Consider the following 16,014-nt stretch of genomic DNA (forward strand, 5'->3'; position numbering starts at 1 on the left):
ACCTCCGGCCCTGCGTGACTGCACGGCCGGAGTCAATCTCTTTCTCACAACTGAACATCAATGCAAAGGACTCATCCACGATAGTGAACTCACCCAGCAGTGCGAAAAACAACCAGCGCATGTGGGATCTGTGGCGCATCATCGCCTCGTATCCGAAGACCACCACTGTGGCGACCTTCGCCACCATCGCCGTGGTCACCATGGAGCTGTCGATACCACTGCTTACCCGCGACGCAGTCGACGTCGCCACCGGCCAGGCCCATGGTGGCCCTGCCGCTTCCTTATTACCCCAATACTCTGAACTGACCGCCATCATCGTGGTGCTCATCGCCGTCGCCCTGGCGCGCTTTTTCGCCCAGTTTGGCCGCCGCTATACCGCCGGCCTGCTCTCCATCAATACCCAGCACCGCATCCGAGTCCGCCTGCTTGAGACGCTGCATAAGCTGGACGGCCCGGGGCAGGACCGGATCCGAGTGGGGCAGATTGTCAGCCGTTCGATCTCCGATATCAACATGGTCCAGGGCTTGGTCGCGATGTTTCCCCTCGCGGTGGGGCACCTACTCAAGTTGGTCTTTACCGTCGTCGTCATGCTGGCGATGTCACCGCTGCTGGCCTTGGTCGCCCTCGCCTCCCTTCCCCTGGTTTTCTTCGGCGCGCTGTACTCTCGTAAGCCAATGTTCGCTGCTACCTGGGCTGCCCAGCAGGCCGCGGCCGACCTCGCGACCCACGTTGAGGAAACGGTGACCGGCATCCGAGTGGTGAAGGCCTTCGCACAGGAACAGCGTGAGATCGACGCCATCGAAGAAAGCAGCCGCAAGGTCTACGCAACCCGGATGCGTTCGGCCCGGCTGAACGCAAAATTCCAGCCGCTGGTAGACCAGTTGCCGCAATTGGCCTTGGTCGCAAACATTGCGCTTGGTGGCTGGCTCGCCATGTCCGGCCACATCACCATTGGCACCTTTGTGGCTTTCTCCGCGTACCTGTCCTCATTGACGGGCGTGGCCCGAATGCTCTCTGGCATGGTGCTGCGTATCAACATGGCGCGTTCTTCGGTGACTCGTGTCTTTGAGGTGCTTGACCTGGCACCGGAGCATAGCGATCCCGCCGTGCCCACGCCGATCCCGGATGGCCCCTTAGGCATCGCACTGACCGGCGTTGATTTTCACGACCAGGACCGCACTATCCTCAGCGACCTCAGTCTTAGCGTCCAGCCAGGTGAGACCTTGGCTTTAGTCGGCCCACCCGGTGCCGGAAAGACCATGGCGGTGCAGCTACTGGGCAAGTTCTACCAGCCTGCCGCCGGAACAATCGAGTTGCTCACCCCGAGCGGCACGCGCATCAATACCCGCGATGTCAGCGACCATGAGCTGCGCCGCTGCCTCATCTGCGTCTTTGATGAAGCCTTCCTGTTTAGTGCCTCCATCCGCAGCAACATCACCATGGGTGGGAACTACACCGATGCGCAGGTCCACGCGGCGGCTACAGCTGCCCAAGCGCATGACTTCATCAGCAACTTGAGCAATGGTTATGAAGAAGTGGTCGGCGAACGCGGCCTGACGCTTTCTGGTGGCCAGCGTCAACGCATCGCGTTGGCCCGTGCCTTGCTGGCCCGCCCCCGCATCCTGGTTCTTGACGATGCCACCTCCGCTATCGACGCCACCACCGAAGCCCGCATCTACGAGGCACTTCGCACAGAGTTCTCCGATGTCACAATCCTTGCCGTGGCACACCGCCAATCCACCCTGGACCTTGCTGATCGTGTGGCGCTGATTGAGAATGGCCACGCTACGGCCGTCGGCACGCTAGCGCAGATGCGGACGCAGCAGCGCTTTGCCCACCTCATGGACCTGGACTTCCAACCGGAGGACGCTACCGGCTTGCCTTTCGACGACGGCACCCACGATCCCACCTGGGAAGAGCTTTGGCCAGAGTATTCAGCGCATGGCCCGGCCGGGATGAACTCCGCGACAGTTCGCGCTGCGGCCTCCGCCGTCGCTGGACCTGGTGGCCGGGGTGGAGGCCGCGGCGGCGGCATGGGCATGGCAGCAGCAATGCCTGCCACCCCGGAGCTCATGGCTCAAGTGGCCGCGCTGCCACCGGCCACTGAGCAACCCAAGGTGGACGCCCATTTCGCCCGATCCACTACCGCCCCTTTCCGGCTGTTGCCGCTGTTTCGGCAGGTGCGCTGGCTGATCCTCGCGGTAATGCTGTGTCTGCTCATCGGAGTGGCCACCGACCTAGCGTTCCCTTCGCTGGTTCGCTTCGCCATCGATAATGGCGTGCTGCAGCAAGACCGCGACACGTTATGGATCATCGCGATCCTGGGTACCGCCGTCGTTCTCATCAGCTGGATCACAGCGATGGTGCACACTGTCCTCACCGCCCGCACCGGCGAACGGCTACTCTTCGGACTCCGACTGCGCACCTACGCGCATTTGAACCGGCTGAGCCTGGACTACTTCGAACGCACCATGTCCGGGAAGATCATGACCCGCATGACCACAGACGTTGATGCCCTCTCTTCCTTCTTGCAGACCGGCGTGGCGCAAGCAATTGTCTCGCTGGCAACGCTGCTCGGAATTTCCGCGATGCTGCTGGCCACCGATTTATCGCTTGCGCTGCTAGCGCTCGCAGCGATCCCGATCTTGGTCGTGGCCACCGCCATATTCCGCCGTATTTCCTCCCGGCTGTACACGGCAGCGCGCGAACAAATCAGCACAGTCAACGCCATGTTCCAGGAGAGCATCTCGGGGTTGCGCATCGCGCAGATGCACGGCATGGAAGAAGCCTCCTTACTCGCATTCGAGCAGGAAGCAGAACGCTACCGTCGCATCCGCGTCTCCTCCCAGACCGCAGTGGCACTGTACTTCCCCGGTATCAATGCTCTCAGCGAGCTCACCTCAGCTGCGGTCCTCGGATTCGGGGCCCTCCAAGTCCAGCGCGGTGAGCTCTCCCCTGGCGTATTGGTGGCGTTCGTGATGTACATGGGACTGCTTTTCGGGCCGATTCAGCAGCTTTCGCAGCTTTTCGACGGCTACCAACAGGCCGCAGTCGGCCTGCGAAGAATCTCGGAGCTGCTGGGAACCTCGGCTTCGGTCGTCGATAGTGGCACCGCACCTGGCGCCGCTGTGGCCGCCACCGGCGAGCTCGCGCTGTCCGATGTTGCCTTCGCCTACGGCCCCGAACTCCCGGCAGTCACCTCGCATTTCGACCTAGCGATTCAACCGGGCAGTACCGTCGCTCTCGTCGGCGCCACGGGTGCCGGGAAATCAACCACGATCAAGCTCCTCGCTAGGTTTTATGACCCCCAGGCGGGTGTAGTCAGCGCAGCAGGCACCGACATCCGCACGTTCCCGCTCCGCGACTGGCGTCGGACGATCGGCTTGGTTCCGCAGGAGGCGCATCTTTTCAGCGGCACCGTCGCCGAGAACATCGCCTACGGACGGCCCACAGCAACTCCGGAGGACATCACAGCGGCCGCCCGCCGTGTGGGCGCACTCACCGCGATCTCGGCGATCCCCGGTGGCTTCAATCATCCCGTCGGCGAGCGCGGCCGTGGCCTTTCCTCCGGTCAACGCCAGCTCATTGCGCTGGCACGCGCCGAAATGTGCGAGCCAGACATCATGCTGCTCGATGAGGCGACTGCAACACTTGATCCCGCAACCGAGGCCACTATTCTGAGCGCTTCCGACCGGGTGACTTCCACCCGCACCTCTGTCATCGTGGCGCACCGGTTAGCCACCGCGGCTCGTGCTGATCGCATTGTGCTGATCGACGGCGGGCGTATCATTGAGGATGGTTCCCACGATGAACTCTTAGCGCGCAATGGTCGCTACGCGGACATGTGGCGGGCGCACTAGCACCACCAAAATTGGGGTAACTGCGAGATGCGCAGCGACTCCCCGGAAATCTGTGTGACTTTATGGGCTGAAACACGTTAGCCTGTATGGAACTACTACAGTTGACTACTGACGTAAATATTTACAACGGAAATGAGGCGAGACCCTGCCGTGAGCAGCGCTAGTAACTTCGGCCAGAACCAGTGGCTGGTTGACGAGATGTTCCAGCAATTCAGCAAGGATCCACAGTCCGTGGACGCCGAATGGCGGGAACTTTTTGAGAAGCAGGGCGCTCCCAAGGCTGCGCCCGCATCCGCTCCTACTACCCCAGCACAACCGGCCGCCACAGCAACCTCTTCCGCCCCTGAGGTGTCCGCGCCGGCAGCAGCTGAGCCACCTGCTAAGGCGGCCGCTGAATCTGCTAAGAAGGCTCCAGCTAAGACGCCGCGGAGCGCAGGCCCCGCCTCTAGTTCTTCTGCGGCAGCACTCAAGAAGGCTGCTGAGCAGAAGAAGGCTGCTTCCCCGCTGAATCGCGCTGGTGAACTGCCTGGCGGTTCCCAGACTGCCCTGAAGGGCATTTACAAGGCCATCGCCAAGAACATGGACATCTCTCTGGAGATTCCAACCGCAACGTCGGTTCGCGATATGCCAGCCCGCCTCATGTTCGAAAACCGCTCCATGGTCAATGACCATCTGAAGCGCACCATTGGCGGCAAGATTTCCTTCACGCACATCATCGGCTACGCCCTGGTCAAGGCCATCATGGCCCACCCAGACATGAACAACTCCTACGATGTTGTTGACGGCAAGCCAACCCTGATCGTGCCGGAGCACATCAATCTTGGCCTAGCCATTGACCTGCCACAGAAGGACGGCTCCCGCGCCCTCGTTGTCGCAGCCATCAAGGAATGCGAGAAGATGAGCTTCTCCGAGTTCCTCGCAGCATACGAAGACGTAGTCAAGCGTGGCCGTGAGAACAAGCTCACGATGGATGATTACTCCGGTATCACCATCTCCCTGACTAACCCAGGCGGCATCGGCACCCGCCACTCCGTGCCACGCCTGACCAAGGGCCAGGGCACCATCATCGGTGTGGGCTCGATGGATTACCCAGCTGAGTTCCAGGGCGCCTCTGAGGATCGGCTGGCGGAACTGGGCGTCGGTAAGCTCGTCACCATCACCTCCACCTATGACCACCGCGTCATCCAGGGTGCCGAGTCCGGCGAGTTCCTGCGCACCATGTCGCAGCTGCTTATCGACGACCTGTTCTGGGATCACATCTTCCAGACCATGCACGTGCCTTACACCCCAATGCGCTGGGCACAGGATGTACCGAACACCGGCGTGGACAAGAACACCCGCGTCATGCAGCTCATTGAGGCATACCGCTCTCGTGGCCACCTCATCGCAGACACCAACCCGCTGCAGTATGTCCAGGACGGCTTGCCGATCCCAGACCTGCGCGACCTCGACATTGAGAACCACGGCCTGACGCTGTGGGATCTGGATCGTACCTTCCATGTCGGCGGTTTTGCGGGCCGCGAGACCATGACGCTGCGCGAGGTTTTGAAGACCCTGCGCGCTGCCTACACGCTGAAGGTCGGCTCCGAGTACACCCACATCTTTGACCGCGATGAGCGCCTTTGGCTGCAGGATCGTCTCGAAGCCGGTATGCCTAAGCCGACCCGCGCTGAGCAGAAGTACATCCTGCAGAAGCTCAATGCCGCTGAAGCATTTGAGAACTTCCTGCAGACCAAGTTCGTCGGCCAGAAGCGCTTCTCCCTCGAGGGTGCCGAGTCCCTGATCCCGCTGATGGATGCTTCCATCGATACCGCTGCCGGCCAGGGCCTCGACGAAGTTGTCATCGGCATGCCACACCGTGGTCGTCTGAATGTGCTCGCCAACATCGTCGGCAAGCCATTCGGCCAGATCTTCAACGAGTTCGAGGGCAATATGTCCATCGATACCGCTGGCGCTTCCGGCGACGTGAAGTACCACCTCGGCGCCGAGGGCAAGCACATCCAGATGTTCGGCGATGGCGAAATCAAGGTCACTCTAACCGCGAATCCATCCCACCTCGAGGCCGTTAACCCGGTCATGGAGGGCATCGCCCGCGCCAAGCAGGACATTTTGGACAAGGGCCCAGACGGCTACACCGTCGTGCCAATCTTGCTCCACGGCGACGCAGCATTCGCCGGACTCGGCATCGTTCCCGAGACCATCAACCTTTCCCAGCTGCGCGGCTACACCGTGGGCGGCACCATCCACATCGTGGTGAACAACCAAATCGGCTTCACCACTACCCCAGACTCCGGACGCTCCAGCCACTACGCCACTGACCTGGCTAAGGCTTATGGCTGCCCGGTCTTCCACGTCAACGGTGACGACCCTGAGGCCGTCGTATGGGTAGGCCAGCTGGCTACCGAATACCGCCGCCGCTTTGGCAAGGACGTCTTCATCGACCTCATCTGCTACCGTCGCCGTGGCCACAACGAGGCCGACGACCCATCGATGACCCAGCCAAAGATGTACGACGTCATCGACGAGAAGCCCGGCGTGCGCGCACAGTACGCCGACTCGCTCCTTGGCCGTGGTGACCTCTCCGATGCAGAGGCCGAGGCTGTAGCACGCGATTTCCACGATCAGATGGAATCCGTCTTCAACGAGGTCAAGGGCGCCGAAAAGGATCCGCTAGGCCAGCAGGAAGGGATCACTGGATCCCAGAAGCTGCCGCACGGCCTGGAGACGGCTATCTCCGCAGCCGACCTCGCCGAAATCGGTGGCGCTTGGCACAACATCCCAGCCGGCTTCAAGGCGCACTCTCGCGTCGCACCGATCGCAGAAAAGCGCGCCAAGTCTGCCCTCGAAGGCGGCATCGACTGGGGCTGGGCCGAGCTCATCGCCTTTTCCTCTCTCGCGAACTCCGGCAAGGTTGTGCGCTTGGCAGGCGAAGACGTGCGCCGCGGTACCTTCACCCAGCGTCACGCCGTCATGATTGATCCGGAGACCGCAGCCGAGTACAGCCCGATTCATGAGCTGGCACAGGCTAAGGGCAACGGTGGCAAATTCATGATCTACAACTCGGCACTGACCGAGTACGCCGCCATGGGCTTCGAATATGGCTACTCCGTGGGTAACCCGGATGCCGTTGTAGCTTGGGAGGCACAGTTCGGTGACTTCGCCAACGGTGCACAAACCATCATCGATGAGTACATCTCTTCTGGTGAAGCCAAGTGGGGCCAAGAGTCCAGCGTCATCCTGCTCCTGCCGCACGGCTACGAGGGCCAGGGGCCGGACCACTCTTCTGCCCGCATCGAGCGCTACCTGCAGCTGTGTGCTGAGGGCTCCATGACGGTGGCTCAGCCGACGTCCCCAGCTAACTACTTCCACCTGCTGCGTCGCCACGCGCTGGGTGAGCTGAAGCGCCCACTGGTGGTCTTCACTCCGAAGTCCATGCTGCGCATGAAGGCTGCAGCTTCCTCCGTTGAGGAGTTCACCGAGGTCAAGAAGTTCCGCTCCGTGATCAACGATCCGGCGATCCAGGATGCCCTCGGCAACGTGATCGGCGATGCCGCGAAGATCAAGAAGGTGCTGCTGGTTTCCGGCAAGCTGTACTACGACCTCGAGAAGCGCAAGAAGAAGGACGGCCGCGAGGACGTTGCCGTTGTTCGCCTCGAGCAGCTGCATCCGATACCGCATAACCGACTGCGTGAAATCTTCGCGATGTTCCCGAACCTGGAGGAAGTCCGCTTCTGCCAGGATGAGCCTGCTAACCAGGGCCCATGGCCGTTCTATGCACTCAACCTGCCAGAACTGCTTCCTGATATGCCGAAGCTGAAGCGGGTCTCCCGCCGAGCACAGTCCTCCACCTCGACGGGCATCAATAAGGTGCACCAGCTTGAGCAGGCTGCGCTTATCGACGAAGCCTTCGCTTAACGCTTAAGGCGCTATGCACTACCCGGTTCGCAATTTAGCGAGCGGGTAGTGCTTTTTCATGAAAGGCTCGATATTTATTGCAGATCGATCACAAACCACACCTTTTTAAGGATTTACATACAAAATCATTCGACCATTGTAATGATTTGATAAACTTGTTTGTCTGACAACAGACCAGTTCGGCAGTACGGAGAAGGTGTGGCAGATCGAGATCTAGGGACCATTTTCGACCTACGCGATCAAGGCCTAGCCATGCTCATCACAGCTGCTGGATGGGCGGGCTATCTAACTTTGGTTGCTATCGCGGATGCGAATTGGTCCACTTCTATAGCGCTGGCGCTTACTCGTTTCGGCGGCATTTTGTGCTTTTTCGGTGTCCTCATCGCCTATCTAGGCACCATGCCGACATACCTTCGCACCCCGAAGCTCATGACTTTCGGAATCGCCTGCGTCTCGGGCATGATTCAGCTCTACGGTGTGTCGGAGCTCATTCAGCGTGTCCCAAACTTCGATGGTTTCGAGACCGCCTTCCTCATAGCTCAATTTGTTTTCGCCATTGCGTTACTTCCGTGCGCATATTGCCTCTACCATCACCCGCTGTTTCCGCGCTGGCTTGCCTACGGAATCGCACTCGATGGCGCGTTCTGGCTTTGTTACTCCTGCGCCAACCTCAGCCGTCGCTGGTATACGTTCTTCGAAATCTTGGCGTGGGGGCCATCCCTGACGATCGAAGTCCTATTCGGCATCTACTTCGCACGAGTTGGCCTCAAGCTGCGAAGAATGTCAGAACCAGCAGCATAATAAAGCAGTGACGGGGCTCGCGGGCCCCGTCACTGCTTTATTGGATAGAGCGTTAAGCCTTTGCCACGCTGGCGGTCACACCCTTGAGCACCTCAGTGCCCTCGACAGCGTCGGTACCGACTTCGAAGGAAGTCGCCAACACCTCGGCAGCAATGTGCTCAGCATGACGCTGCGCCCATTCCAGCTTCTCTGCCGGCACACTGAGAACTACGGAAATCCGGTCGGTGACGTCAAAGTCCGCCGCCTTGCGGGCATCCTGCAAACCACGGATGAGGTCAGCAGCCCAGCCCTCAGCTTCCAGTTCCTCTGTGACAGTCATGTCTAGGGAAACCAAACCGCCGAAACCGTCGACCTGCGCGGTGGACTCCGGGTTCGCGGCGACAAGACGCTCGGTGAACTCCCCCTCATGCAACTCGATACCGTCGGCAAGCACGACGTTGCCGGAGCGGGTGTAGTCACCGGCCTTAACGGCCTTGATCACACGCTGCACGTCTTTGCCCAGGCGGGGCCCGGCGGCCTTGGCATTAACGACGACCTCAAAGCGGCCCACGGAGTCAACGTCATCGGACAGCTGGACATCCTTCACGTTAACTTCATCGCGAATGATGGCAGCAAAATCCGCGAGTCGATCCGAGCCCGGCATAGCCACGGTCAACGCCGGCAACGGCAAGCGGTTACGCAGCTTGTTGGCCTTACGCACAGAAGACGCTGCGGAACACACGCTACGAACGCCGTCCATCGCTTCGACGAGATCGGCATCAGCTGGGTAGTCCGCCGGATTCGGGAAGTCCGTGAGATGTACAGAACGATCCCCGGTCAGCCCCTTGTAGATGACTTCCGTAGCCATCGGCAGCAGCGGAGCAGCTACCCGAGTCAGCGTCTCCAGCACCGTGTAGAGGGTATCGAAGGCAGCCGGGTAGGCTTCATCGCCAGCCCAGAAACGGTCGCGGGAGCGGCGCACGTACCAGTTGGTCAGCACATCACAGAACACACGTACCTGGTCGCAGGCGCTCGCGATATCAGTGCCGTCCAAGCAAGCCTGGACTCCAGCGACAAGGTCGTATGTCTTGGCCAGAATGTAGCGATCCAGCACGTCGTCGGAATCCACCCGCCACGTTGCCGGCTTGGAGGCGTAGAGCTGCAGGAAGCTGTACGCATTCCACATCGGTAGCAGGGCCTGGCGCACGCCCTCACGGATGCCCTGCTCCGTGACAATTAGATTGCCGCCGCGCAGGATTGGCGAGGCCATCAGGAACCAACGCATTGCGTCGGAGCCGTCCCGATCGAACACCTCGTTGACGTTCGGATAGTTGCCCTTGGACTTGGACATCTTCAATCCGTCGTCGCCAAGCACGATGCCGTGGGCAACCACCTTGGAGTAGGCAGGACGGTCGAACAGCGCGGTGGAGAGCACGTGCATGGTGTAGAACCAGCCACGGGTCTGGCCGGAGTACTCCACGATGAAGTCAGCTGGCGCGTGGGTATCAAACCAGTCCTTGTTCTCAAACGGGTAGTGCTTCTGGGCGAACGGCATGGAGCCAGATTCGAACCAGCAGTCCAGAACCTCTGGGACGCGGCGCATCATGGACTTGCCTGTCGGATCGTCTGGGTTCGGGCGGGTCAGTTCGTCGATGTATGGGCGGTGCAGGGACTGCGGGCGCACGCCAAAATCGCGCTCCAGCTCGTCCAGGGATCCATAGACATCTACGCGTGGGTAGTTCTCATCATCGGACATCCACACTGGGATCGGTGAGCCCCAGTAGCGGTTACGGGAGATGTTCCAGTCGCGGGCACCTTCCAGCCACTTACCAAATTGGCCCTCGCGGATATGCTCCGGCATCCACTCGATGCCCTCCTTGTTCAGCTCCACCATGCGATCACGGAACTTGGTGACGGCGACGAACCAGGACGGCAGCGCCATGTAGATCAGTGGCTCGCCAGAACGCCAGGAATGCGGGTAGGAGTGTTCGATGGTTGCCTGACGCAGCACGCGCCCAGCGGCCTTGAGGTCCTTGATGATCTGCTTGTTCGCATCGAAGATGAGCTGGCCTTGGTAAGGAGCCGCCAGGGAGGTGAATTTTCCATCCATGCCGACCGGGATGACCGGCTCGATGCCGTATTCGGCGCAGGCAAACATATCGTCCTCACCAAAGGCGGGGGCCTGGTGGACGATGCCGGTGCCGTCCTCGGTAGTGACATAGTCAGCGACGATGATCTGGAAAGCGTTCGGCTGGTCCAGGAAGAATTCGAAGAGTGGCTGGTAACTCAGGCCTTCCAATTCGGCGCCCTGGTAGGTAGCAACCACGGTGTGTTCGGTGCCCAGTTCCTTCTCGTGTGCACCGATGAGAGCCTCGGCAAGCAGCAGTCGCTGACCGCGGAACTCTGCGAGACCGTCCTCCCCTACCTCAACGACCGCATAAGTCACCTCTGGGTGAACTGCCAACGCAAGGTTAGAAGGCAAGGTCCACGGCGTGGTGGTCCAAGCCAGGACACTCGTACCGATCAGCGCATCCGGAGCCGCGGAACCGGCAACCTTAGCGGTGATTGGGAAGGTGACCGTGAGAGTTGGATCCTGGCGCATCTTGTAAGAGTCATCCAGGCGGGTCTCCTGGTTCGACAGTGGGGTCTGCTCCGCCCAGGAATAAGGCAGGACCCGGAAGCCTTGGTAAATCAGGCCCTTGTCATAAAGCTCCTTGAACGCCCACATGACGGACTCCATGAAGTCCGTATCCATGGTCTTGTAGCCGTTTTCAAAGTCCACCCAGCGTGCCTGACGGGTGACGTACTCTTTCCACTCCTCCGTGTACTTCAGCACCGAGGTAGCACAGTAGTCATTGAACTTGGCCAGACCCATGCCTTCGATCTCACCGGTCTTGATGCCGAGCTGCTTTTCAGCTTCCAGCTCCGCTGGTAGGCCGTGGCAATCCCAGCCGAAGACGCGTGCGACCTTCTTGCCGCGCATGGTTTGGTAACGCGGGATGATGTCTTTTACGTAGCCGGTGAGCAAGTGCCCATAGTGTGGCAGTCCGTTAGCGAACGGTGGGCCGTCGTAGAAGACGTACTCCCCAGCCCCATCGCGATTGTCTAGCGAGGCCTGGAAAGTCTTATCCTTGGCCCAGAAATCAAGAACCTGCTGTTCCATCTGTGGGAACTGATTGGTTCCGCCTGATAGGTCTTCGCGGGGGTAAACGCGGCCCGTGTTGTTCATAAAGTGGCTCCTAGCAGCTAAGTTCATCTTCTGCCGCGGGGACGCCCGATGTGGACGCGGTACCACCCTGCTTGGCCAGCTACACATTTGCAACGGACCCACTTTATTGGCCGAAAAGGTATCTCACGGTCCCACCCGTCCGGTTCTACTGGGCCCCTGTGAGGCCGTTCTTCCGGAAAGCTCCCCGGTGATGGCCGGATCTTTGCTTGTTTGGCTCAGTATAACTGATCGCTGAAAGTTAGCGCTTCCTAGAACGCAAGTCCATCACCCACAGGATCAACCCAGTGATGGTCAGGATAATCACGAGCATGTACCACAGCACGTCCCCGGTGACAACGCCAGCAACAAAAGCAGCAAATGCAGCGAGGGCGAGAATCAAAGTGGTCAGAGTCATGGTGCCTTCCAAGAAACACGGTAGTAAAACGCAAGATCCCCCTCTTGCGCCAAGAGCTAAGTCTAGAGCAAGAGGGAGATGAGGCTGCAATTACTGGTTCTCAGCGCCACCATTCGGTGCGGCTGGGCCACGGGAGACCAGCTCTTCCAGCTGAGTCTCAAGCAGCGTCTTCATGCGAGTGCGGTACTCGCGTTCGAAGGTGCGCAGCTCGGAGATACGGCCTTCCAGGGCGTTCTGCTGCTGCTTGACCGTTGCCATGGTCTCAGTGTGCTTGCGCTCTGCGTCGGCCTGCAGCGCATTAGCCTTGTCCTCAGCCTGCTTGATCTGGGCCTGGGACTTAGCGGTAGCGTCGGCGAGCATTGCGTTGGAACGCTGAGTTGCATCGGCGATGATCTTGTCAGCCTGTGAACGGGACTCGGCCAGGGTCGCAGCGGAAGCGGAGTTCGCATCGTTGATGGTCTTCTCAGCGGCGGCGCGTGCCTCGTCCAGCATGGACTTGGACTCTTCGCGGGCTTCGCTGGTGAGACGATCAGACATCTCCTGTGCCAGGCCGAGGATGCGGGCTGCCTGCATGTGGGTATCAGCACCAGCTGCGGCGCCGCCTGCAGCTGCGCCAACGCCTGCACCGGCAACTGCAGCAGCAGCGGCTGGAGCAGCAGACTTGTTAGCGGAAGACTTCTTGGCGTTCTCAGCTTCAGCGCGGGCTGCCTGTGCTTCGCTCTGCGCCTTCTTAGCCTCGTCTTGTGCCTTCTTGACCTGATCCTGTGCGGACTTGGTAGCTGCTTGTGCTTCGTTGAGCTTCTTTTCGTATTCCGCACGAATCTTGGCCTCGGCCTCAGCCGCTGCCTTCTTCTCGATGGCAGCTACGTCGACATCCTTGGTAGCAGGTGCGACGGATGGGGCCTTGCCGCCATCCTTCTCGAACCCTTCTACCTTGGTTCGGAGATCGTCGTTTTCTTCCTGCAGCTGTGCAAGAGTGTCTTCGACGAGATCGAGGAACTGATCAACTTCGTCCTCGTTGTAGCCACGCTTGCCAATTGGAGGCTTGCTAAAAGCGACATTGTGCACGTCAGCTGGAGTCAGCGGCATTGACCGTTCCCTTCGCGATAATTTGCAGCCCCCAACTGGAATTGGAGGCACGCTGCAGGAAGTCCCCACAGCAAATTTCTTTACAGTTTAGTTACTTTTCTTAAGCCACGGTAGCGATTCCCCGACTAATGCCGGAAAGTACTTAATCTACCGCAACAGCAAAACGCAGTTTGAATTTATCATTTTCATCGCAGAAACTCACTTTAAATCGCCCGTGCCCGGCAATCTAATGCGAGTTTTAGATCATGTGCAACACTGCGATCAGCAACTGCAGTCCGATGAATAGCACCAGGATCGACACGTCAAGCGCCACACCACCCGTGCGAATTGGCGGAATGAGACGTCGCAAAGCCTTTACCGGCGGATCCGTCACAATGAACACTGGCTCGGCGATGAGTGCAAACCAGCGCGGCGGACGGAACTGCCGGGAAAATGACTGGATCATTTCGATGATGATTCGGATGATCAGCAGATACAAGTAGATCTGCAGGATCATCGCCAAGATCGCGGTAATGCTATTCACGTGCACGACACTAGCGCATTTGCAGGAGCTGAGATACTTCGGACGCGCGCTCCAGCTGGACAATGTGCCCCACTCCTGGGAATTCATGCACGCTGGCCTGCGGCAAAAGTGCCCGGGCTTGTGCGAGCTGTCCGATTTCAAGCACAGCATCCGCACTGCCCCACACTAGGTCCACGGGCAGGTTGAGTGCTGCAAATGATGCTGCCACGCCCGTCCGCTGCTGTGCTGGGACGGCAACCAGCTCGCGGGACAGGGCGATGAAGGTGCGGACGTGGTCAGGTCGTCGCGCGTTATGACGCCCAATGCGCAGGCGATACTCGCCTACTAGCGAGCTATCCGCCACTACTGTCTCTTCCACTTTCCGGAGCATCGGCCCACCCATGATCTCCAGCAGCGCGGGCCCAGCTTTGCCCGCCGCCAGTGCCACGGAGGAGGTGATTTCTTCACTGAAGCCGCTGGGCGCGATCAGCACTACCCTTTCCACACTATCCGGACGTTGGATACTCATCCGCATGGCGATCGCGCCGCCTAAAGAGTTCCCCACTAGGGTGATTTTCCCTGGCAGTTGGAGGCTATCGATGGCATCCCACACCGCCGCGGTTACCCCCGACATCGTGGGATTGGCTAGTGCCGCAGTGTCCCCGAACCCGGGCAGGTCGAGCGCAATGAGTCGCGCGCCTGGAACATCCAGCTGATCAAAGTCCTCTAGGCTGCGTCCGATTCCGTGAATTAATACGATGGGATGCCCGTCTGCCGGACCGTAGATCCGGGCCCGCAGCTGCTGGGTGCCGAGTCGCTGAAAGCCGAAGTCCAGACCAGAGAATTCATCGCTACCAAAAGCGCGCATTTCCTGGAAATGGTCATTGTGCAGCGCCCAAGGTTCTTGGTCGGTGACATAGGGAAAGGCAGCGATGCCGCGCTGGACATAACCTGCATTCAGGTCAATGATCCGCTTGCGCTTACCCCGCGGCTGGCCACTAGCCCGGACTACCGGAAGACGGCCTGCCCGCATATGCGCCACGAGGCGGCGTACATAGGCCGCCACGAGTTCAGCACGGAGGGTGAAGGATTCATTGACGTATCCCAGGGTGAAGGTGAGGTTAGGTACGTCCGCAAGCAGGGTGCCACGGTAGGCTGCCCGCGTGCCGACGTCCACCGCCGTCCCATCCACCTCCAATGTCAAGCCGCCGAGCGCCTGGAGCTGCAGGCCAGTAGCTAGCACGATGATGTCAGCGGGCACATCCACCCCGGATCCCGTAAGAATTCCACTCGGGGTGAACTGTGCCACGGTGTCAGTGAGAATCTGTGCGTTTCCCGCGGCCAACATACGGAAGAGGTCACCATCTGGGATGCGGCACACTCGCTGCTCCCACACCGGATAGTCCGGCTCGAAGTGGTGACGCAGCGGTTCCGGGAGGAGTCGGGCGCGGAGCAAGCTCAGAGCCTTAGCTGTCAGGGCGGGAAAATGCTGAGCTGCGCGAATGATCAGTTGGTTGCCCAGTATCGCGCGGGCCCGCCGCACCCGCGCGCTAGTGTTCAGCGCATCAAAAGGCTGGTGGTTCGGCAGTGGCGCCATGTGACTTGGCGTGCGCTGCAGCATGGTCACGTTAGCCGCCTGCGCCAACTCGGGTACTAGTGTGGCGGCGGTAGCTCCAGAACCGATGACCACGATGTCTTTGCCTTGCCAGGCCAGATCCGCTGGCCATCGCTGTGGCTCAACGATGCGTCCGCGGAATGTTTCCCGGCCGGGAAAGTCCGGAATATAGCCGTGTTCCTGGTTGAAATAGCCTGCTGCCACGTGCAGAAAGCGGGCCTCGTAGGCCCCTCGGTCACTATGGACCGTCCACGTGCTGCTTGCGGAGGACCAAGTCGCGCGGGTGGCACGGACCCCGAAATCGATTCGTTCGAGCAAGCCATGCTTTCGCGCTGTCTGCTCGAGGTAGTTGCGGATCTCCGCCCCCTTACCCAAGGGCCGGCTCCCCCGCCATGGCTCGAAGGAGAAGCAATAGGAGTCCATTTCACTGTCGCTGCGTACGCCTGGGTAGGTGAAAATATCCCAGGTCCCTCCGACTCGTTCTCTCTTGTCCAGGATTTTAAAATCCAAACCGGGAAGCTTCGCTAACTCACAACCGAGTGCGATTCCTGAAATGCCGGCGCCGATTATCAACACATCGAGAGGTTGTGGCATAGGGGTTCCTTTGCAGAATTAAACACTGTTCAATCG

General features: G+C 59.8%; 8 protein-coding genes. 3 read left to right on the forward strand and 5 right to left on the reverse strand.

Going from position 1 to position 16,014, the window contains the following annotated elements; translation table 11 throughout:
• Window positions 1–119: 119 nt before the first annotated feature.
• From WG936_RS10310 to WG936_RS10320, 3 genes are all read left to right on the forward strand, one after another.
• Complete coding sequence (locus WG936_RS10310) at window positions 120–3,860, forward strand: ABC transporter ATP-binding protein (protein ID WP_339572890.1); 3,741 nt, start codon at window positions 120–122, stop codon at window positions 3,858–3,860.
• Between the two features lie 150 nt (window positions 3,861–4,010).
• Window positions 4,011–7,775 (forward strand): multifunctional oxoglutarate decarboxylase/oxoglutarate dehydrogenase thiamine pyrophosphate-binding subunit/dihydrolipoyllysine-residue succinyltransferase subunit, encoded by a 3,765-nt coding sequence (locus WG936_RS10315; RefSeq protein ID WP_339572867.1) that lies wholly within the window; start codon window positions 4,011–4,013, stop codon window positions 7,773–7,775.
• A 198-nt stretch (window positions 7,776–7,973) separates the two neighbouring features.
• Window positions 7,974–8,576 carry a hypothetical protein gene (locus WG936_RS10320; RefSeq protein WP_339565160.1) on the forward strand — a complete coding sequence of 201 codons (603 nt, stop codon included), beginning with the start codon at window positions 7,974–7,976 and terminating at the stop codon, window positions 8,574–8,576.
• Window positions 8,577–8,628: 52 nt separating this feature from the next.
• On the opposite strand, the gene ileS is transcribed toward WG936_RS10320, so the two are convergent.
• From ileS to WG936_RS10345, 5 genes are all read right to left on the reverse strand, one after another.
• The gene (gene ileS, locus WG936_RS10325) at window positions 8,629–11,784 is read right to left on the reverse strand and encodes an isoleucine--tRNA ligase (RefSeq protein WP_339572868.1); all 3,156 of its coding nucleotides are present in this window, start codon (window positions 11,782–11,784) and stop codon (window positions 8,629–8,631) included.
• 238 nt (window positions 11,785–12,022) lie between these two features.
• The gene (locus tag WG936_RS10330) at window positions 12,023–12,178 is read right to left on the reverse strand and encodes a hypothetical protein (RefSeq protein WP_339572869.1); all 156 of its coding nucleotides are present in this window, start codon (window positions 12,176–12,178) and stop codon (window positions 12,023–12,025) included.
• 90 nt (window positions 12,179–12,268) lie between these two features.
• On the reverse strand, window positions 12,269–13,267 hold the full coding sequence (locus WG936_RS10335; RefSeq protein ID WP_339572870.1) for a DivIVA domain-containing protein: 999 nt from the start codon (window positions 13,265–13,267) through the stop codon (window positions 12,269–12,271).
• A gap of 238 nt (window positions 13,268–13,505) precedes the next feature.
• Window positions 13,506–13,790, reverse strand: a complete 285-nt coding sequence (locus tag WG936_RS10340) for a YggT family protein (protein WP_339565164.1) — start codon at window positions 13,788–13,790, stop codon at window positions 13,506–13,508.
• Window positions 13,791–13,800: 10 nt separating this feature from the next.
• Window positions 13,801–15,978, reverse strand: coding sequence for an alpha/beta fold hydrolase (locus WG936_RS10345; RefSeq protein ID WP_339572871.1), 2,178 nt, complete (start codon window positions 15,976–15,978; stop codon window positions 13,801–13,803).
• Window positions 15,979–16,014 lie beyond the last annotated feature (36 nt).

This window comes from Corynebacterium sp. H127, from assembly GCF_037482665.1.
In the GTDB taxonomy this organism is placed as follows: Bacteria; Actinomycetota; Actinomycetes; order Mycobacteriales; family Mycobacteriaceae; genus Corynebacterium.

Coding starts and splice junctions, on each gene's coding strand:
- WG936_RS10310 (WP_339572890.1), top strand. CDS start 120: ATGTGGGATCTGTGGCGCATCATCGCCTCGTATCCGAAGACCACCACT.
- ileS (WP_339572868.1), bottom strand. CDS start 11,784: ATGAACAACACGGGCCGCGTTTACCCCCGCGAAGACCTATCAGGCGGA.
- WG936_RS10330 (WP_339572869.1), bottom strand. CDS start 12,178: ATGACTCTGACCACTTTGATTCTCGCCCTCGCTGCATTTGCTGCTTTT.
- WG936_RS10335 (WP_339572870.1), bottom strand. CDS start 13,267: ATGCCGCTGACTCCAGCTGACGTGCACAATGTCGCTTTTAGCAAGCCT.
- WG936_RS10345 (WP_339572871.1), bottom strand. CDS start 15,978: ATGCCACAACCTCTCGATGTGTTGATAATCGGCGCCGGCATTTCAGGA.